Origin of the sequence: Paenibacillus arenosi, from assembly GCF_014841135.1 — a bacterium.
In the GTDB taxonomy this organism is placed as follows: domain Bacteria; phylum Bacillota; class Bacilli; order Paenibacillales; family Paenibacillaceae; genus Paenibacillus_B; species Paenibacillus_B arenosi.
The window spans coordinates 68,482-87,859 of the sequence record NZ_JACYTN010000006.1 but is presented as its reverse complement, the minus strand read 5'-3'; the positions used below and the strand labels follow the sequence as shown (position 1 = coordinate 87,859).

At 42.3% G+C, this 19,378-nt stretch carries 16 protein-coding genes; 15 read left to right on the top strand and 1 reads right to left on the bottom strand.

Going from position 1 to position 19,378, the window contains the following annotated elements:
* Nucleotides 1-30 precede the first annotated feature (30 nt).
* The 14 genes from IFO66_RS10875 (at nt 31) to IFO66_RS10810 (ending at nt 15,316) form a co-directional block, all read left to right on the top strand.
* Complete coding sequence (locus IFO66_RS10875; protein WP_225445685.1) at nt 31-2,595, top strand: acetate and sugar kinases/Hsc70/actin family protein; 2,565 nt, start codon at nt 31-33, stop codon at nt 2,593-2,595.
* Between the two features lie 26 nt (nt 2,596-2,621).
* Nucleotides 2,622-3,398 (top strand): DNA and RNA helicase, encoded by a 777-nt coding sequence (locus IFO66_RS10870; protein WP_192025168.1) that lies wholly within the window; start codon nt 2,622-2,624, stop codon nt 3,396-3,398.
* Nucleotides 3,399-3,847: 449 nt separating this feature from the next.
* Complete coding sequence (locus IFO66_RS10865; RefSeq protein ID WP_192025167.1) at nt 3,848-4,462, top strand: hypothetical protein; 615 nt, start codon at nt 3,848-3,850, stop codon at nt 4,460-4,462.
* Between the two features lie 14 nt (nt 4,463-4,476).
* Nucleotides 4,477-5,904 carry a contractile injection system protein, VgrG/Pvc8 family gene (locus IFO66_RS10860; RefSeq protein ID WP_192025166.1) on the top strand — a complete coding sequence of 476 codons (1,428 nt, stop codon included), beginning with the start codon at nt 4,477-4,479 and terminating at the stop codon, nt 5,902-5,904.
* A gap of 33 nt (nt 5,905-5,937) precedes the next feature.
* Nucleotides 5,938-7,095 carry a pentapeptide repeat-containing protein gene (locus tag IFO66_RS10855; protein WP_192025165.1) on the top strand — a complete coding sequence of 386 codons (1,158 nt, stop codon included), beginning with the start codon at nt 5,938-5,940 and terminating at the stop codon, nt 7,093-7,095.
* A gap of 13 nt (nt 7,096-7,108) precedes the next feature.
* The gene (locus IFO66_RS10850) at nt 7,109-7,642 is read left to right on the top strand and encodes an imm11 family protein (protein ID WP_192025164.1); all 534 of its coding nucleotides are present in this window, start codon (nt 7,109-7,111) and stop codon (nt 7,640-7,642) included.
* 19 nt (nt 7,643-7,661) lie between these two features.
* Nucleotides 7,662-8,099 carry a DUF4280 domain-containing protein gene (locus tag IFO66_RS10845; protein ID WP_225445675.1) on the top strand — a complete coding sequence of 146 codons (438 nt, stop codon included), beginning with the start codon at nt 7,662-7,664 and terminating at the stop codon, nt 8,097-8,099.
* Between the two features lie 27 nt (nt 8,100-8,126).
* Nucleotides 8,127-10,832 (top strand): phage baseplate assembly protein V, encoded by a 2,706-nt coding sequence (locus IFO66_RS10840; RefSeq protein WP_192025163.1) that lies wholly within the window; start codon nt 8,127-8,129, stop codon nt 10,830-10,832.
* 18 nt (nt 10,833-10,850) lie between these two features.
* A complete protein-coding gene (locus IFO66_RS10835) occupies nt 10,851-11,339 on the top strand; it encodes a hypothetical protein (protein WP_192025162.1) in 489 nt (162 codons plus the stop codon).
* Nucleotides 11,340-11,416: 77 nt separating this feature from the next.
* The gene (locus IFO66_RS10830; RefSeq protein ID WP_192025161.1) at nt 11,417-12,058 is read left to right on the top strand and encodes a suppressor of fused domain protein; all 642 of its coding nucleotides are present in this window, start codon (nt 11,417-11,419) and stop codon (nt 12,056-12,058) included.
* A gap of 191 nt (nt 12,059-12,249) precedes the next feature.
* Complete coding sequence (locus IFO66_RS10825; RefSeq protein WP_192025160.1) at nt 12,250-13,023, top strand: hypothetical protein; 774 nt, start codon at nt 12,250-12,252, stop codon at nt 13,021-13,023.
* An 85-nt stretch (nt 13,024-13,108) separates the two neighbouring features.
* Nucleotides 13,109-13,804: a pentapeptide repeat-containing protein gene (locus IFO66_RS10820; protein ID WP_192025159.1), complete on the top strand. Its 696-nt coding sequence runs from the start codon at nt 13,109-13,111 to the stop codon at nt 13,802-13,804.
* A gap of 271 nt (nt 13,805-14,075) precedes the next feature.
* A complete protein-coding gene (locus IFO66_RS10815; protein WP_192025158.1) occupies nt 14,076-14,807 on the top strand; it encodes a hypothetical protein in 732 nt (243 codons plus the stop codon).
* Between the two features lie 98 nt (nt 14,808-14,905).
* A complete protein-coding gene (locus IFO66_RS10810) occupies nt 14,906-15,316 on the top strand; it encodes a toxin-antitoxin system YwqK family antitoxin (protein ID WP_192025157.1) in 411 nt (136 codons plus the stop codon).
* 101 nt (nt 15,317-15,417) lie between these two features.
* Here the strand turns inward: IFO66_RS10810 and nfi are convergent, their stop codons facing one another.
* On the bottom strand, nt 15,418-16,101 hold the full coding sequence (gene nfi / locus IFO66_RS10805) for a deoxyribonuclease V (RefSeq protein WP_192025156.1): 684 nt from the start codon (nt 16,099-16,101) through the stop codon (nt 15,418-15,420).
* A gap of 448 nt (nt 16,102-16,549) precedes the next feature.
* Between nfi and IFO66_RS10800 the strand changes: the two genes are divergently transcribed.
* Nucleotides 16,550-19,294 carry an S-layer homology domain-containing protein gene (locus IFO66_RS10800; protein WP_192025155.1) on the top strand — a complete coding sequence of 915 codons (2,745 nt, stop codon included), beginning with the start codon at nt 16,550-16,552 and terminating at the stop codon, nt 19,292-19,294.
* The last annotated feature ends 84 nt before the right edge of the window (nt 19,295-19,378 follow it).

Genomic DNA, 19,378 nt, shown 5'->3' with positions numbered 1-19,378 from the left:
GCACGATATACACGTGAAGAGTTGACCGAGATGACAACACTGCAACTACGCAATATTTGTTTCCGTGAACGATTAGTAGAGAGCTACGCCAATCCACTTGATCGGGAAGGGATGATTGCGACACTGCTCAAGTTCCGTGGGGCAGATCGAGAAGTGCTCATCCACAAGTATAATGCTGAAGGGTTTGAGCGAGTAGAGAAGGCACTTTGTAACTATTTGTTAACTCCGTTATCGGACAATGGGAGTATTAAAGTGCCTGCACGCATGTTTCTTTATGATGGATTGCACATTAACAAGCGTGATCAATATAAGGTTGAAGCGGGCAGCGGTATTGCCGAATCTAATGTTCTTTTAGTAAATGAGCATCAAGAACTGTGTGGCATATTGAATCTAGTGAAGGCAGACGGCCAAGCAGGCTTGTTCTATTTCACTCGTGCAGCAGAACTAGAATTGCGGCAGACGGTCAATCAGCAGTATAGCTTCTTATTTTTCCGTAAGCAAGATTCCGATTATTTGTACCGCACGTACAATGATCCGCGTCCTCAGCCACCAGCGAATTTGCATTTTTATCGGATTCCTGTTGCTGATCTAGAAATTAGACAATTGGAGCAGACGGATGCTGTATTGGCAATTGACTTTGGTACTTCAAATACGACGGCAGGCGCTTATTTGGATAGCACCTATATTTCATCACCGTGCAGCAATGATTTGCTCAACGGACTTGTAAAGCTAAACAGTATGAATGTTGTATCGTTTCCGGACACGACGAACAAAGAGACGCAGTGGATTGAAATATTGCCGACACTGATTAGTATTGCCGACTGTTCCGAGCCTAAGAAGGTTCATTTTCATTTTGGCTATGATGCCCTTATGTACATGAGGAAAAATGGCTATAGCGGCCAAGCCTCTGTCTACCATGGGATGAAGCGCTGGGTTAACGATTATATGCGGATCGAGGAAGTGATGGATGGGCAGGGCAATGCTACTACAGTAAGCCGAATGGAAATGCTTCGTGCCTATGTGGAGTATGTGGTGCAGACGGCCGAGCATCAATTCAAGTGCAAGTTCAAACATCTTCATTTATCAAGCCCAGTGAAATTGAAGACACAGTTTATCGATATGTTCAGAGAAGTGCTGCCGCATTACCAGATTGAATCCGCGAATGCGTTAGATGAAGGAATGGCTGTGCTTTATAACGCAATCGCCGATCAGTTAGACAAAGATCGTTTCCTTGATGGAGAAGAATATAAGGCATTAGTCATTGACTGTGGTGGAGGGACGACGGATTTATCTTCTTGCCGTTTCCGAATTGAGGACAGTCATATTTCCTATAAGCTTGATATCCATACGTCATATGAAAATGGCGATACGAACTTTGGTGGCAACAATATTACGTATCGAATTATGCAGTTTATGAAGGTTGTATTTGCTCAGTACTATCGCACAGGCAAGCTCGTACCTGAGATTGACTCGTTTATCGATATTCCTAGTCAGGACATTTATCGCTATGTAGATGAGCACGGGGTAGATGCTGTCTATCAAAAGTTTGAGGACAGCTACTCGGAAGCGGAACAACTTATTCCGACTCGTTTCAAGGAATATGAGAATCGTGCGCGTGATGAGTACCACCGTGTAAGGAACAACTTTTATTTCTTATGGGAACTCGCTGACAGTATGAAGAAGGAATTTTTCCGCAAGACGAGTATTTTGCGTAATCGATTCCATGATTCAGTAGGTACGAACAGCCAAGAAAATGACTTGAAAATAACGGCTGTAGAACGTTGGAGCTTAGCTCTGCTACAAAACGGTCAATTTAAGGATGTATATGAAGCTCCCACTGTAGAGTTCAACATTAAAGAAATTAACCAGCTCATTCGGGCTGATATTTATGAGATAGTGCGCAAGTTCTTAGATGAATTTTACTATGATGGACGGTTGCAGGAGTATTCGATCATTAAGCTGACAGGCCAGTCTTGTCGGATAGATGTGTTCCGCGAAGCGTTGAAGGAATTTGTGCCTGGGCGGGCAATTGAGTTCCGTCAAAAAGCGGAAGATGCGAACGAAGTGCCAGAGCTGAAGCTCGCTTGTTTAAGGGGGGCTATTCGCTATTTGAGTGCAAGGAAGGCGGGTATTATTGAGGCTTCAATTACGCAAGAAGCTCCCGTTGTTCCGTACCAATTGACAGCGATTACTCATAATCGTCATGAGAAAGTGTTGATGGCAAGCCACCAGAGGCTGGATCAAGTGCATGGTTTCATTTCTCGTCCACTGGATGTGGCAGAGACGGAATTCTATTTGAAGGAAAGTGATGGCGAACTGCGCCGTAAGTTGGTGTATCGGAATAAGCCAGACAGCTACCGGGCGGTAATGTATGAAGAGATTGCACGGATGTACGGGCACCACATTTTGCAGGATGATACAGACTCGATTGTAAATGGGGAAGCAAAGTTTTTCGTGTTTGCACAGGACAGCAATTGGGGGTTCCACGTTGTCCCGATATCGCGTAAAGATGAGCAGCTGTATATTGGGAAGAAAGAGTTTTTTGCGTTTGAAAATGATTTGTCCGAGCTGGATTTCTTCGACGGATTGAAGTGATGGCGTAGACAGAGAGGGGGACGGTTATGTTCTCGAATTCGGTTCCACAATTTTATAAAGGGCGCATTTTGAAGCGGGAGATGCTAGAGAGCATTCGCGATTATCCGCGCACTTTATTGGATATTTATAGCCAGTATGATGCAGATGGCGTGCTTACTGGTGCAGAGGTAACGATTGGGGAAAGCGATCTAACGATTGCCAAAGGCATAGTGAAGCATAATGGCATCGTGTACGTGTTGGATCAGGCATACCAACTGCCCTATAAGGCAACGGGGAAAGAGACGCTATTAAAAATTCGCTTCGAGGAACCAGAGATGATAGGTGACTTCGTATCGCATCGTTCTGTCGTTGTACTGCATGAAGATACGAACTTGCAACCAAATGAGTTGGAGCTAGGTCGCTTCAAGCTGAAGGCAGGCGCTCGCTTGCGTTCTGATTATCAGAGCTTTGCCGATCTGGCAACGGAATACAACACGTTCAATGTGATTCATGTGCGTTACGCTGCTTATGAGAGCAGCACAGTGCACCCGATGATTATCCGTTGCTTTGCAACCGAATTGCTAAAGAGCGGGACGAGCCACGTTTATGATGTATCGTTTGCGATGCAGGCACTGAACGATGGAATCGTGCCCCGTGAACTGCTTCTGCATTATATTGCCCAGCGTATAGGTGGGGGCTATCGTCCATATACAAATGTGCAAATCCATAAACATTTAACCCGTATTCTCGACGAAGCGCGCAGCGGAAGACGAGCAAGCGGGGATATAATGCGCGGGGGCATGCAGCGTATCATGGTCGACTAGCTTTTGGTCTATTTCATTTTAATAATTTCAACGATCTTGGATTATGGTGTGAGCCTATCAATTTACGAGTCTCGTGACTTCCTAATTGTAATCGATTCTATAAATTCTCCCTGCTGGTCTTGTTATGTAGCGATGTTGTAAAACAACGAGCGATAAGTTGGATGCGGCTTAAGCATCGTCCATACAATCACTAATCTATTTTGAACTTCATGTTTTCGTTCTTTACATGTAACTGTCGAAAAGCCAGGGAGCAGAATCATTTTGGAGAAACGGAGTGTTCGCCTTTGTAGTCAAATGGTATCCGTCATAATCAGCAATCCAAACGATTTGACTACAACAGCGATCGGAAAAATGATCTACTCCCCACACGATAACGACAGAAAGAAATTAGGTTTTCATTGTATTGCACTTCATTTTACAAGCATCAACCGAAAGGATGTGTACCCACTATGACACGCATGGATGAAAAAATCATCGAACTACTCAATCGCGCCCAAGAGGAAAGCCAAGTGATAAATCCGCTAGAACTCTTTGAGCCGAATGAAGAAGAGGTTGGAACCTGGTTTGTCCAAATTGGAGATGAACGCGTCTTATTCGAGCAAAAAACGATTTTGGACGGAAAAGCGACCATTCGTCTGCCAAGAGAATTTGACATTATGGAGGCTAAGCTTGCCTCGCGCAAATACCCTACGGACAATCGACCAGAACTGATTTACTCCAATGAAGCAGGTACGATAAATCTTACATTTAAATGCACCGAGCATGATCTCAATCGTATGACATTGCCTGACTTCAAAGTGGGTGTCATCGACATCTTTAAGCGTTCTCAACCGATGGCGCGCTGGATTGAAGACGGAATTAAAGAAATTAACGAGCGCTCGATAGGCTATTTCAGCTTTATCGTGCCAGGTTTGGATACAAGCATGTTCAATCATATGTTCTTTACGTATTTCGATAAAAAAGCGCTGCTCTGTACATTTAATTGCATGGAAGAAGATATGGATGATTGGAAGCTTGTCGCTCTAGCTATCGTGGAGTCTTTTCGCATTGAATCGATAGAATAAGGAGGAACAAACAGATGAGTCAATCGGTTATGGCCTACAATAACTTGCAGGTGTCGCCTTTTCATTTAACCTACCTCCAAGAGCTGACGATTACGAAAAAAGTGAACGATCATGCAAGATTGAAGTTTACAGGTGTTGTACCTGATAACTTAAAGAGCAGCTATGCGGAGATGACATCGCAGGATACGCCAGTTGAAATTAGTCAGCTCGATGAGCAGGGCAATGCGCAGCCAATCTTTTGCGGGATGGTGTGCAATGTGGAGCTTCGCAATGTGCGGGATGTCTATCATATTGTCGTAGAAGCTGTGTCTCATACTCACCAATTGGATGTAAAACGAGAGAGTCGTTCTTTTCAGCATAAAGGAATGGCTTATTCGGCGTTGATCAATAGAGTCACTTCAGAATATTCAGGAGTGGATGTCATCGATCATGCTTCAAATGGAACGCCGTTGACGCATTTTACTGTCCAGTACAAGGAGACGGATTGGGAGTTTTTGAAGCGAATGGCATCACGATTTGATACAGGATTAGTGCCAGCGGTTTCGTTTGATAAGCCGAAGTTTTTCTTCGGCGTGCCAGAGAGCAGTTCAAAAGGTAAGTTGGAAGACTATCATTACAGCATCCGTAAAGGCTTGAATCGTTTCTATGACCGGACACGCAACTATGTAGAGGGCATCGATGAGAATGAGTTTATTTATTACGAGGTAGAGACGAAAGAGCATGTCATGGATATTGGCAACACGGTTCAATTCCAAGGCAAACGTCTCTACGTGTTCGAAGCATATACGGAAATGAAAGAAAGCTTGCTTAAACATCGGTATGTGCTGAGTACGAAGCAGGGTATGAAGCAGAATCGAATTTATTTGGAATCTATTATTGGCGCTTCGCTGGAAGGAAAGATTTTAGAAGTGTCCAAAGATAATGTGAAAATTCATTTGGACATTGACCCTTCTCAAAATAAAGGGGAAGCACATTGGTTCCCTTATTCTTCGGTGTACACAGCAGAAGGAAATAGCGGTTGGTACTGCATGCCGGAAATTAACGACACCGTTCGAGCTTATTTCCCGAGCAATAAAGAACAGGATTCGATTGCGCTCAGCTCTGTTCGCAAAGACAACAATGAGGGCAAGAACAATAAACTTGGCGATCCGAACATGAAATATTTGCGTACCGCTGGTGGCAAGGAGATTATGTTTGGACCTTCGGAAGTGGTGTTGTCGAACAATGATGGTGAAATGTTCGTTCGGTTGAGTGATGATGGCGGCATCGAGATTATTTCGAATAAGGACATTACGTTTGTATCAAAGGAAAATATCTCGATGACGTCAGAGAAGAAGATAACGATTACCGCTCAAGAAGAGCTTTTTATTTCATGTAAAGAAAGCAATATCAAGATGGATGGAGACACGATCATTACTGGTAATGAAGTGAAGTCGAACTAATTGGTGTGTATAGGGAGAAAGGAGCGGCGATAGATGGCGGGCATAGTGACCGAAGATAAATTGCAGCATTTTAAGGAGCGGGTGATGCAGCCGAAGCTTAACGATAGTCTGCTGGCGCTGGAACGATATTATGAAGCGAACAAAGACAAGCTTGTGCAGGATCTGCTGGACAGCATGTATTCACTATGTCAGCAAGTTATCGTTTTGCAGGAGACGGAGACGAAGGCCGATCTCGGATATATTACATTTTCGATGCTGCGCACAGAATTGATCCATGGTCGAGCGTTTTATTTGGTGGAAGCGACGGATGAAAATTGGTTTTTCGACCCAAATCCCTGCACGATAAAAGCGGACATGGGTTGGGCATTCGAAAGTTGGTTCAAGCTTGGTGAACAGTTGGAGTGGGACATGCTTGCTTATCAAGGGACGGTTATTAAGCCTGAAGTTGAACAGCTTATGTTGGAGGCAGCAGCTCATTATCATCAATATGTGATTCGACTTGCTCGCTATGCGCTAAGACGCATCGATGCACTGCCGCAATGGAGCTATGTGAACCGACATACGCAGTTTGAGGTGCGTGTTGGTGAATATTTAGATCAGAGTGAATGTGTACTGAAATTGGACGAGTCTGTCAAAGAAGAGTCGGATGTGCGTTTAGAGTTGGAAGAGGTGCGGAGCGCGGATTCCGATGAGGCGCCACTTGGCTATCAGATGCTGCGTGGGTTGAATTTGAGCGATGGCAACTACGTCCAACAGGATATTCGGTACAGCGACTTTAGCGGAAGTCATTTCTCACGCAGCCAGATGCCAATCTGTATCGCGGTAGGTGCTCATTTTCGAAACTGTCAGATGGATGGTGTGAATCTATATGCTAGCCTTCTGAATGAAGCTGACTTTAGTGGCGCTTCCCTTCGCGGAGCACTACTCCGTTTTGCTGATGGCAGCAGCGGCTTGAAAGATGAGGCGCAATGGACGATGCCGGGCTTTGAACCCTTGAACTTTAGCGGGGCTGATTTGACAGGGGCAGACTTTGAACATGCGGACATGCGTGGTGCTATTTTCGTCGGATCGAAGGTAGAGGCTGTGAATTTCAAGTATGCCAATTTACAGGGTGCTATTTTCTTGCTTGAGGCTAAGGAGCAGTTGAACATAACGGAGCAGCAGCGATTTGAGATCGTATGGCAGGCGTGAGGAGGCGTATCTAATGGCATATTTCGTGTTAAAGCAGGATCCACGATGGCTGCATGCTGTTGAAGTAGTTGGTGGGTTTAGTACGCTGCAGCGATCGGATGATACGGAAGATGGAGACAAGAGCAAAAGGGGGGCCGATTATGGCAGCCTACCATTCCACGTTCGAACGCAATCGCGTCAGCGTTATGTTGATTATTTGGAACGGCCTTTGCCGTTATTGTCGGACAAGCTGAAACGATTGGTGGAAAAGTATGCGGCGAAAATGCCAGTGCGCTCAGCTGTGCTTATCGACCAGGAGCAGGGACAGCAGCAACCGTATTGGATCATCGCCCCACCTGTAGTTGATTGTTTGTCTGAAGCTACGGAATTTTATCTGGATGGAAGTTTGAAACAGCTCGTTATCGAGAAAGAGAAGGTCGGACCGTATCATTTGTTCAAGTTGGGCGGAATTCGGGAAGATATGTTAATTGTAAGCTTGGCTTTAGCTGAAAGTATGCTGCGGCGAGACTTTACGGGAATACGTGTCGAGCACGTAGACATGCAATGAATCGAGAGGGGGCTGCATTATGTTCGGATCATTAATGAGCACGGCATTAAGTATGATCCCTGCACTTGGTAATCCACAAAAAAGCTATGTAGTCGCTGGTGCAATTATATCTTGTTCGTATGGGACGAAGATGACGCGGCTCCATATGCCAGTAAGTCATGGGGCGTTCGTAAAGGGCAAGCCACAAATGAGCACGGCTGATTATAAGCCAAATCTTAATATACAGCCATTTGGAAAATGCTTAAGTATTCAAAATCCAGCGGTTGCTTCAGGGACTGCTGCGAATGGAGATATTTTGAAGCCAGTGCCGTGTACGCCGATGGTAACGATGCCTTGGCAAGGTGGAAAGACCGACGTCCTTATTGAAAATGAGCCTGCAATGCTCAATGACTGTACAAATATGTGCTTGTACTGCGGGGATTTGAAGATTGAAGACGATGGTCAAGATTTGGCATAACACACGGTGTTAAAGGGAGAGGTGCAGGTGTCGGGGATAGATAAATTTTATGGCTTGGAACATATCCGCTTCGATTCACCTTATGACATCCAGCAGATTACCGATGTGCGCTTAGAGCGCAGGGTGAATGAGCACGCTAAGCTGGTGCTAACCGGGATCATCCCGGAGCAGAAAAGGCACAGCTGCATTTTCGAATCGACAAGCAATGATCTGATTGCTTTGTTTGTAAAGGATAACGCAGGCGGGGATAGCAAGCCGCTGTTCCGTGGATTAATGACGAACCTTGAGGTTCGCATGGTTCGCGGTATTTATTATATAACGGTTGAAGCGGAATCTTATACGGTTCTGTATGATCGCCAGTATCGCACACGTTCTTTCCAACATGCTTCGATGAGCTATGAAAATCTGATCCACCACATCATCGCCCCTTACTCCAACTCAGATTGCATCGATATGGCATCCAATAATAAAACAATTCCGAAATGCCTTGTCCAGTACGAGGAGACAGATTGGCAATTTATAAAGCGTCTTGCTTCGCACTTTGGTGCGGTATTAATTCCAGATGCGACGACTGACGGGCCGAAGTTTTTCTGCGGTGTTCCAATCGGCCGCAATGGCGAGATTCATAACGAAATCTACGATTACCGTAAAGATTTGAATGAATACCGATATGCCCTTGCGAACGGTGAGCATATTTCTAACAGCGACGATTTCCTTGTTTATAAGGTGGAAAGCGGCAAAGTGTTTAACATGGGCGACAATATTACGTTCCGGGGCGACCGTTGGAAAGTGTCTGCGGTTGATGCCCGCATGGATGGCGGTTTGCTTAAGTTCCGCTATGAGCTGTCCAAGGAGCCGAGTATGCGTCAGAACTTTATTTATAACGATAAGATCGTGGGCGCTTCTTTGCAAGGGAAGATACTCGATGTTGCCAAAGATACGGTCAAGGTGCATCTTGAGGTGGATAAACAGCAATCCGCGGGGGAAGCAAGTTGGTTCGCTTATGCATCGCTTTACACAGCGGAGGGAAACAGTGGTTTCTATTGTATGCCAGAGAAAGGCGATTCCGTTATGCTTTACTTCCCAGATGGGGAAGAGAAGAATGCTACTGCGATGAGTTCCGTCCGCAAAGGAGGTGGCAGCTCGCCGAAACATGCTGATCCAAGCGTAAAGTATTGGGGAGCACCGAACGGCAAGGAGCTGAAGATGACGCCTAGTGAGGTGTCGCTGACCGCGCAAGCGGGAAGTATTTTTATCCGAATGACGGATGATGGCGGGATTGTCGTGAAGAGCGATAAGCCTTTGACGATAACGTCGAAAAAGAATATGAGCCTCGATGCGACGAAAAAGCTCGTCATTTCCGCACAAGAAGGCGTTGAGATGACCTGCGATACGAGCAGCATTATTTTAGATGGGCAGACGGATATTCAGGCTTCGGTTATTAAAGTGGAAGGGCTGAAGAAGAACCCTGTTACGGTTGCGCCGATGCCAGAGCTGGATGCAGCTGAAGTGCAAATTGAGGAAGCACCGAAGCCGGAGAAAAAGTCGTTCTGGGGCAGCTTGCTGGATGGTGTGCAATTGGCACTCGATGTAGTCGGGATGATTCCGGTAGTCGGTGAAGTGGCTGACCTTGCGAACGGGGCGATCTCATTAGGGCGTGGCGATTATGTTGGAGCTGCGTTATCTTTTGCAGCAGCATGCCCGATTGGAGGACAAGTAGCGACCGGAGCAAAATGGGCGCGTAAGATTGGCAAAGCCGCGAAAGGAAGCAAAGCAGGACAAGCCGTTATTAAGGCCGGGGTGAAGATCGTCAAGGCAGGCGACCGTTTGAAGAACGTTATCGACAAGGCTGACATTTTGAAAAATGTGCGGCGGGTGTGGTCGCAGCTTGGGGGTGTGCTGACCTCTGCGCGGAATTTGCTTAGTAATTTGTCGATGAGTAATATAGTGAAAAAACTTAAGAGTAAAATGGATGGAATCCAAAGCAATCTCAAAGATTTGGGCGAAAGACTTCAAGAAGGATTCGATAATTTTATTGAACGTTTAGGAGGATGGGAACTTGCACCAAACGGTGGTGGAAGGATTCCATCTAGACGGATTAAGCATCAGAAAATAAAGCAAACTGAGGTCCAGAAGAACTACTTGAAAGCTCAAGCTGAGATGGCTGAAAATAACGGCCAAGGTCTTGGTAAAGGCGGTTCAGGTAAAGGCAATGATAAAAACAAAGATGAGAAACATAAGCAGGAAAATGACGGGAAGGATAGAAGTAATTCTGATGATGAGATTAAAATTAAGAAATACGGCGAGTGGAAAAATGACAAGTCTGGAAATCAAAAACATCATCTCAATCAAGATGCTGCATTTAAGAAAGATGGAAATGGAAATGAAGTAATTCCATCTGAAGAAGGTTACACCATAGAATTAGAAGGAAATGCATTTAAGGATATTGGCTCTCCGCACTTTATGGCACATAAAACTATGGAAGAGTTCTTTAATAGATACCGTAAAGGGGATAAGAAAGGACTAATGCCGACAAACGCAGAGTATAGTTTGGCATTGTACAAATCCTTAAGAAAAGCAGGTTTGAATAAAAAACAAGCATTAAGTGCTGTTGAAAAAGCAAGAGAACAGAGATTATTATATGGTTTAAATGATGATGATCCAATTCCGAAAATACCAGGACAAATAAATTCTATCCATAAACATTTATTCACGCGAATAAAATTAAAGTAAAAATAGGAGGTTTATTAATTGTTAAAATCCGTAAATGAATTCTATGATGAAAGAATTACTAAAATAGATTGGTTTAGTAATTGTGGGAGGCAGATTGACAAAGCTGGTACGAAATTTGTCTATGCTAAAAACTGGGGAGATGTTGAAAAAAATATCAATTCAAATTGGGATAATTTGAAACTACAGATACGGAATCGATTAACGTCTTCTCTTCATGAAAATTTTCGTCAAGAGTATAGAGAATGGAACAAGATTACGATACAAGCAAAAAAGCTGCTGTCTGAGGGTGAGTTGAAGAAGGTTTCGACGTTTATACAAGATAACAATTTAAAAACTTCAGTATATGATAGTATCGAGTGGGATTTACTAACTGCTATGATGGAATATGCATATAGCCCATATATACAACCTGGTTTCCATACGGAGTTATTTGAATTGTATGAGTTCGGGCATATACCATGTGGATGGAAAGGAAAGTCGCCCGAAGGGACTTTGCTAGTATTTTAGTAATTGCTACAGCTGCACAGATGATCTATTTTATAGCGTGCGTCAAGTAAGATTATTTATAAAAAGGGATGAATCTTTTGATAGTCAATAAACCAAACCATGATAATTTAATTTTATTAGAACACTTTCGTAAATTTATTGGGGAGCCAAGCTTGATTAATATAGAGAGTGTTTCTGAGAGTTTGAATATTAATTTAGTAATTTTCGAAGCAAATGAAAAACGAAACTACCATACAATTATTACATCAGGAATGAGTTTAGTTCCTTCAAATGTTTCTGAAGAAAATGAAGATTGGAAATATACAGAGTTAATGATGTATCTTCCTGCTTCTTGGCCTGTTACCAAAGATAACATTAAAGAATTTGAGGAGTATTGGCCGCTAGGGTGGCTTAGAAAGCTTGGGAAATTTCCGAATGAAAGAGATACTTGGTTTTGCTACGGGGATACAATTCCTAACGGTGAGCCGCCAGAACCTATTGCAAGTAATACTAAGTTTTCTTGTATGTTGTTACTACCTCCAATTCGTGAAGATGAGGGCTTTTTTTCTTTAGATATTAGTGAGGAAAAGACAATTCAGTTTTTAGTAGTTTTCCCAATCTACAAGGAAGAAATGGAGTTTCATCTTACAAATGGATTTAACGCAGTTCTAGAAAAATTTGATGAGTATGACGTAAACGACATAGTTGATATTAATAGAATTAATATGTGTAAGTCTTAAAAGTAGCAAGTACACGTAGAAGCCATTTTTAGTCACATATATGCTGCCGAGAAGTCTCGGCAGCTATTTTTTGTGTTATTACGTGCTTAAGTAAAAAAGTCACGCATAAATGGATTGTGGATGTTGAAACAGGAGAAGGTTACTGGTCTGAGTTATAAGTTGAGGATAGGACAATCAGGAGGAAGATAAGATTGGAAAACAATAAATTACCAAGCGTGTTTACGATTTCTATGTTCCCGTCAGTGTCACTAGATAATGAAATTCTATTGAATAGTTTATTAAATGTACTAGAACAAATTGAACAGCTAATCCCTACACAGTGGGGGCCGAATGAAATGACACGATTAACCTATAATAAAAGTGATGTATTAGAAAGAGTACTAGCTTCTCCATTCAAGGATACAGAAATATATCTTCATAGAACTGAGAATTTAAAATATGAAGGAAGTTTTAGTCTGGGTTATAGCTTTAGATCATTTTTACATTTCAAATTTAACTCAATGCCTCGAACATTATGGCCATTGTTATTTGAATTATCTGATAGTATAGCTCAGATTGTTAAGCCGAGATATGGTAATACCCATATTTTTTGGCCTTCCACAGTTCCTTGGAAAACGGATCAACAACGTCTTCACAGATGGATGAATTTTTGTGCACAACCTGCTCCTGTCAACTTTGGACCTGTGGGTCCTCTTGGGCTTGGTCATCGAACATATTTTGGTGAGGATATCGTAGAATTGATTGGTGAATCTTCATTGTTAAACACGCCAGCCATAGTTAGTGAAAATGAATGGGGGGGAATACAAATTGATGTTGTAAAAGAACCGTGGTTATCAACCCCAGATCAATTACTAAGTGCTTGGTTACAGTCGATGAATTATCTTCAAGAAACAGAGGTATTAGCTATTCCGAACTTTAATCTAAAAGATAATAGAACAGTACAGTTTACTGTAGGTGATAAATGAAAAAAATATATAGAGAGTTTTAAATAACAATAAGAATAAATAATTGATTTTTTTACATGTTTCTAAGTTGAGTGGTGGTGAGGTTATGAGCGGAAGCAACGATGGAAAATCCGAAATTATGGCGGCTATTAACAGGTCGCAGTACAATAATGAACTTATAAGAGGTTTGGAGATAAATGGAAATGCAGATCTCTCCTTTTCTGATTTATCGGAACTGATGGCTGATCGCTTAATTGCTAATGAAGTGAATTTTAGAGCATCTTCTTTAATCAACGTTTCTCTCCGTGACTGTACCTTTATAGGCAGTAATTTTGGTAGCAGTAATCTAGAGCAGGCTGAAGTAATGGATTCCATACTAAGTAAAGCAAATTTTCATGGTGCGCAAATGAAAAATGCTCAAATTATACTGAGTACTTGTATAGGAACTTGTTTTAATGAAGTTAATTTTCTAAAGGGGAACCTATCAGATTCGACTCTGTTTGAAGCAACTTTTCACAGGGCAAACCTAACAGAAATAATTGCTGAAGGTACATTTTTTGATAGAGCTGATTTGAAAGGGGCTATTCTATTCGCTGGGAACTTTAAAGGATCCGATTTTATTTATGCAAACTTAGCAAGTGTTGATGCAAGCAATGCGAATTTTAGAGGCGCCAATTTAACTGGAGCAAATCTATCTGGTGGAGATTTTTCAGGTGCTGACTTTACTAATGCAACTCTTGATGGTGTTCAGTGGAAAGATGCCAATATTGAAAGTGCCAAGTTTGATTTGTCTTCATTTTAAGTAAATAAAATATAGTGACTGTATAAAAACTTTATCATTTTGTTTGTATGCATATCATGATTAAAATGTATATCTTAAATAATCTTTTCTCGTTACATTGAGAAGGTTGATTATGGTCAGAGGCGACCATGATCAACCTGTTTTTTATTTAAGCAATTGACTTCGTTCAACCGGCCAGTATCGCACCCGTTTTTTCCAACATGCTTCGATGAGCTATGAAAATCTGATCCACCACATCATCGCCCCTTACTCCAACTCAGATTGCATCGATATGGCATCCAATAATAAAACAATTCCGAAATGCCTTGTCCAGTACGAGGAGACAGATTGGCAATTTATAAAGCGTCTTGCTTCGCACTTTGGTGCGGTATTAATTCCAGATGCGACGACTGACGGGCCGAAGTTTTTCTGCGGTGTTCCAATCGGCCGCAATGGCGAGATTCATAACGAAATCTACGATTACCGTAAAGATTTGAATGAATACCGATATGCCCTTGCGAACGGTGAGCATATTTCTAACAGCGACGATTTCCTTGTTTATAAGGTGGAAAGCGGCAAAGTGTTTAACATGGGCGACAATATTACGTTCCGGGGCGACCGTTGGAAAGTGTCTGCGGTTGATGCCCGCATGGATGGCGGTTTGCTTAAGTTCCGCTATGAGCTGTCCAAGGAGCCGAGTATGCGTCAGAACTTTATTTATAACGATAAGATCGTGGGCGCTTCTTTGCAAGGGAAGATACTCGATGTTGCCAAAGATACGGTCAAGGTGCATCTTGAGGTGGATAAACAGCAATCCGCGGGGGAAGCAAGTTGGTTCGCTTATGCATCGCTTTACACAGCGGAGGGAAACAGTGGTTTCCCAAGAAGATTAAGGAAAGGTTACATTATAACAGCAGGAGCAGGATCGCATGCCGAAGTTAAAGCACTGAATAGAGCGTTATTAGAAAGACCAGATGCAGATTTAGAAGATTCTATGATTTATGTAATATCCACAAAAAAATAAACAAAAAATGCCCGCTGGATCTTCAATGCCGCGATGCCCGCACTGTGAATATATAACTAAGGGTACTAAATTTATACCGGAGGTATTAAAACATCGACATGGAAAATGATATTTATACACTAGAGTACATTAGAAACAATGGATCTGATTTTGAAGATTTGTGGTTCACTTCTTGTAGTGATGAAATCATAGATAACCCTGAAGATGAAGGAGGAAAACCATTTACGGGGTTAACCTATGAATTATATGAAAATGGATGTTTGAGGTATTTTTGCTTTTACAAAAATGGATTTAAAGAGGGAATGTTTCGGGAGTACTACAGAAGTGGTAAGTTAAAATCTGAAGAAGTAATGAAATACGGTCAAACAATTGGAAAAAGAACAATTTGGTATGAAAGTGGCAAAATCAAATCAGTAAGTGAACATGAACAAGGAATAGAATTAAGCTATAATGAATGGGATGAATTCAATAAATTAATTTTATCTAGACAATTACCAAAAATAAATTAAAAAAAGGCATCCAATTCCCTTTTTTTAGGGAGATGGATGCCTTTCCTTTAGCTTTTCTCTCCGAAATTCTCAGACGGTTAGCTTTAATAGCCGCCCTTCTTTTATTTTTCTTGCAGCTTCAATAACGTTATTCTGACGAGCTGGTCGGCTTGTCTAGTCGTCTCGGGTAATCGATAGGTTGGCGATAGCTTTAATATCCACTCGCAAGCTGTAGAGAGGGAAATACGGTGACCTACGGAAACGTATATAGGCTTGATGTTGTCCTGAGTGCGCAATACACTTCCTATCACTTCTTCATTATCCGTTAAGGATGAGCTGTTGCCTCTTTGAATGAAGGGTTCTTCGAATTCTCCTATCAACTTCGTTTTTCCACACCCAATCGTCGGAATATCGAAAAGAATACCTAAATGGCTGGCTAACCCGAATCTTCTAGGATGGGCGATTCCTTGTCCATCACATACAACTAACTGAGGGGGTGTCTTGATTAGGTTAAATGCTTTCACGATAGAAGGCAGCTCTCTAAATGAAAACAATCCCGGTATGTATGGAAATTGAACCGTATCTTGAGTAACAACGGACTCAACAACTTCTAAGGTTTCGGCATGTAAAATGACGACAGCCGCAATTAATTGATCACTTTGACTGCAATATGCAACATCTACACCCGCAACATAATGGATATCTGCAAATTGATCTTCCGTTATCACTTTTTTAGCGAGTTCCTGCTGTAGGTTAAATGCCTCTGTTTCACTTATGCTCCAAGGGTGGATGAATACAGGGTACATGAATGCTCCTCCTTACGTGTGCTTCTATTATTATATCAGGAGATATTCCAGTAAATTGAATACCAAATATAAAATGCATACGTACTAGCTCTCTTTGTGTAAGGGTTATTATAGACAACTGACGTAAAAGTATGTTCATATACAATCATATAGAGAATATATACATCTCTAAAAATATAAAGTTGATTCGATCCTTACTAAAGGATACAAAATGTTTCTGGTTAAATTTATAATTCTAAAAAATATTTTAAAAATCAATAACTATAAAAAGTTACAATATTATTAATTGTTTAGGAAATATTAACTTTCCAATCCACTTTACCCGATAAATAAATAGAGAAATATTAGTAAATAGGCGGATTGAAGAACAGGACAAGCAATCTGCTTACTGTAGGGGCTATGGAGATAGAATGCCGAGAAATGAAGGAGAAATGGGTGGAGGTCAACAATGAAACGGTACATGGCAGCACTAGTAAGCTTGATGTTAATTTTGACGACTCATTCAGGAACGGTTCAAGCCATTCAAAGCGATAAGAAGGCCGTCAGCGAGCAGCACTATACACGTGTTGGCGAGGATTTCGACATTCTTGACGAGCAAGTGCTATCTTCGAAGAAGGATGGAACGGCTTGGATATGGTATATCAACAATGGATTATCCCATTACACTTCGGACACGGTCTACAAAGCTCATATGGTACAAATTCCAGGATTGAGAGATGTAAAGCAGATCGATGTTAGAGGAAGTGGAAGCAGTAAGGATATTCGTGGATATGTTGCGCTAAAAAAAGACGGAACCGTCTGGTATTGGGATGCCAAGCGTACAGATAATCTATCATATCCTACGAGTGATCCGCTGCTTATTAAAGATTTGAGTAACGTGACTTCATTCGTTGCTAAATTCGATGGTAATTACAAAGTTTTGTTCGTATTAAAATCTGACGGCTCTGTATGGACGTGGGGAAGGAGAACAGGCAACTCTAAAAATGCGAAATCCTCACTGGAACAAATGAAGTTACTAGACGATGTTGTATCCTTACAATCAATTGGAGGCCATGTATTTGCAATTAAAAAGGACGGTTCGGTGTGGAAATGGAGATCAAGCTCGTATTTTCCGCATAACCGATCTAACAGCAAAACGGTTGAACAAATTACGGGACTTAGTGATGTTGTCAACATAGATTTAGGTTCTATTACAAGTTATGCCTATAAGCAGGATGGAACGGTTTGGTCCTGGCGAACATATCGAGACGACAATGCTCCTGTTCAAGTACATACAGCAGCAGACGTGCGAACGATTGTTCAATTGGATTTTCTTAGAGATCCGAATCTCGACAAAATGTATGCATTCCGAAAGGATGGCCAGCTCTGGTCTTTGGAAAGTGAAAAGGTCTTTCCCGAACTGAAGAATATCGTTTCTGTACATCAAAGGGAACCAAGTGGCCCAAAAAGATATCATGTATTAAAAGAAGATCAGACATTGTGGGCGTGGGAAAGTGCTTCTGATTATCCTAAGCTTGTTGTGTTCACGAAAAGAATGGAGCAGCGTGGAGAATCTGGAACAGTAGGTAACCAAGCAGGCCAAACGGGCACCCAAACAGATAGCCATACAGATAAACGATCTGATAAACAAACAGGCGATAAACCTAAGACAACGACAACAACAAGCGAACCAAGGGTGCGAACAGCTTCGGATATTAGCCTGTATCCATATGTCACAATGCTCCCGCCTGGTGGAAATCAGTCTATTGCGGTTAACAATCTGCTACCTGGGACCAATGTAACTTACACGATAGATGATCCGAGTATAGGGAGCATTTCGTATGTGAATGGTACACCAGTCGTAGTAGCGAATAAACCGGGGCAGACGATTGTGCGGGCAACCGGAACTAGAACGGGTTATCCGGACGTATTCGCTTATTTTATGCTATATGTGGCTGACAGTAATAGGCTGAGCGATACGTATTACACTGCTGTGCGCACGGTACCTGCCGCTGACAAACAGAAGCCGTATATTGTGGAGGGGCTGACACAGGCCGGAGAGTTCGTTATTACAGCTGCAAGCAGTGAGCAGCCGGTTCCTGTAAATGGACAAGTAGTCATTAACGCTGAGTTGATGAACCGTATAGCTGGTAGTGCGCTAACGGCTAAATCCGAGGTGGAGCAATCGCTATCAGAAAGCGGAATTGTTCTTGCTAGAGAGTTAGTTGTTAATGGGGAAGTTTTGTCTTCACCTGGTCAAAATGGTTATACGTTCATGCTGCATAAAGATAGCTTAATCGGTCGTAAAGATATCGATTATATTACCGTGCATGCGGGAGATGCGAAGTTAATGATTCATGTTGCGACTGCAGATCGTCTGTTCCATTCGTATCCTGTTATCGTTATTCATTTGGTCAAAGAAACGAACGGTGGATATCGCGTACAATTTTTAGACGAACAAGGAAGAGAGCTTCCGAGTGTAGCAAGCAACATCGGGCTTATTTTGCCCGCGAGTCAGTCGGATGCAACCAATAACAGTGTGTTTTATTCGGATGGGACTACGACGGATCCGATCGGTGGAAAGTTCAATCCGTACAAAAATGGAGTGGAAGCTGAAATTAACCGTCCTGGCACGTATTATTTGGGTGATAATGCTACCTCTTTCCCTGATATGGAGGGTCGAGATCCAGAGCTCCAGCAAGCCGTTCAATTTCTCGCCTCTAAAGGAATTGTGAAAGGGAAAGCCGGTGGCAAGTTTGAACCAGATACATTGATAACCCGTGCAGAGTTCACATCGATGTTAGTTAAAGCTTTTTACGCGTTGGATAAAACGGCCACGGAGAGCTTTTCAGATGTCCAGTCTCCGCAGTGGCATCATCCCTATATCGCTTCGTCCGAGAAAAAGGATATCGTCAAAGGCTATCCTGATGGCACATTTAAGCCAGATAAGACGATAGCTCGCGAAGAAATGATTGCGATAGGTGCAAGATATTTGCATGAGAAGAAAAATTATTATTATCCATCGAATCCAGATGTCTACTTGAATCAATTCGAAGACAAGAAAACAATATCTAATTGGGCAAAACGAACGATGGCGTTGGCTGTAAAACAGCATTTGATCGACGTTCCTACTAATAAACAGATTAAGGCTCGCGAGGCTGTTACTCGTGGGGAAGCTACGAGAATGCTGTACCGACTTTATTTATTGCTTTAATTACAAACGGGTCAGAGATGTAAATGAGATTATATCTTCAAATAGTAAAAAACGCATGCCTAGTTATCGAATAACTAGACATGC

Coding starts and splice junctions, on each gene's coding strand:
- IFO66_RS10875 (WP_225445685.1), top strand. CDS start 31: ATGACAACACTGCAACTACGCAATATTTGTTTCCGTGAACGATTAGTA.
- IFO66_RS10870 (WP_192025168.1), top strand. CDS start 2,622: ATGTTCTCGAATTCGGTTCCACAATTTTATAAAGGGCGCATTTTGAAG.
- IFO66_RS10865 (WP_192025167.1), top strand. CDS start 3,848: ATGACACGCATGGATGAAAAAATCATCGAACTACTCAATCGCGCCCAA.
- IFO66_RS10860 (WP_192025166.1), top strand. CDS start 4,477: ATGAGTCAATCGGTTATGGCCTACAATAACTTGCAGGTGTCGCCTTTT.
- IFO66_RS10855 (WP_192025165.1), top strand. CDS start 5,938: ATGGCGGGCATAGTGACCGAAGATAAATTGCAGCATTTTAAGGAGCGG.
- IFO66_RS10850 (WP_192025164.1), top strand. CDS start 7,109: ATGGCATATTTCGTGTTAAAGCAGGATCCACGATGGCTGCATGCTGTT.
- IFO66_RS10845 (WP_225445675.1), top strand. CDS start 7,662: ATGTTCGGATCATTAATGAGCACGGCATTAAGTATGATCCCTGCACTT.
- IFO66_RS10820 (WP_192025159.1), top strand. CDS start 13,109: ATGAGCGGAAGCAACGATGGAAAATCCGAAATTATGGCGGCTATTAAC.
- IFO66_RS10815 (WP_192025158.1), top strand. CDS start 14,076: ATGGCATCCAATAATAAAACAATTCCGAAATGCCTTGTCCAGTACGAG.
- IFO66_RS10810 (WP_192025157.1), top strand. CDS start 14,906: ATGGAAAATGATATTTATACACTAGAGTACATTAGAAACAATGGATCT.
- nfi (WP_192025156.1), bottom strand. CDS start 16,101: ATGTACCCTGTATTCATCCACCCTTGGAGCATAAGTGAAACAGAGGCA.
- IFO66_RS10800 (WP_192025155.1), top strand. CDS start 16,550: ATGAAACGGTACATGGCAGCACTAGTAAGCTTGATGTTAATTTTGACG.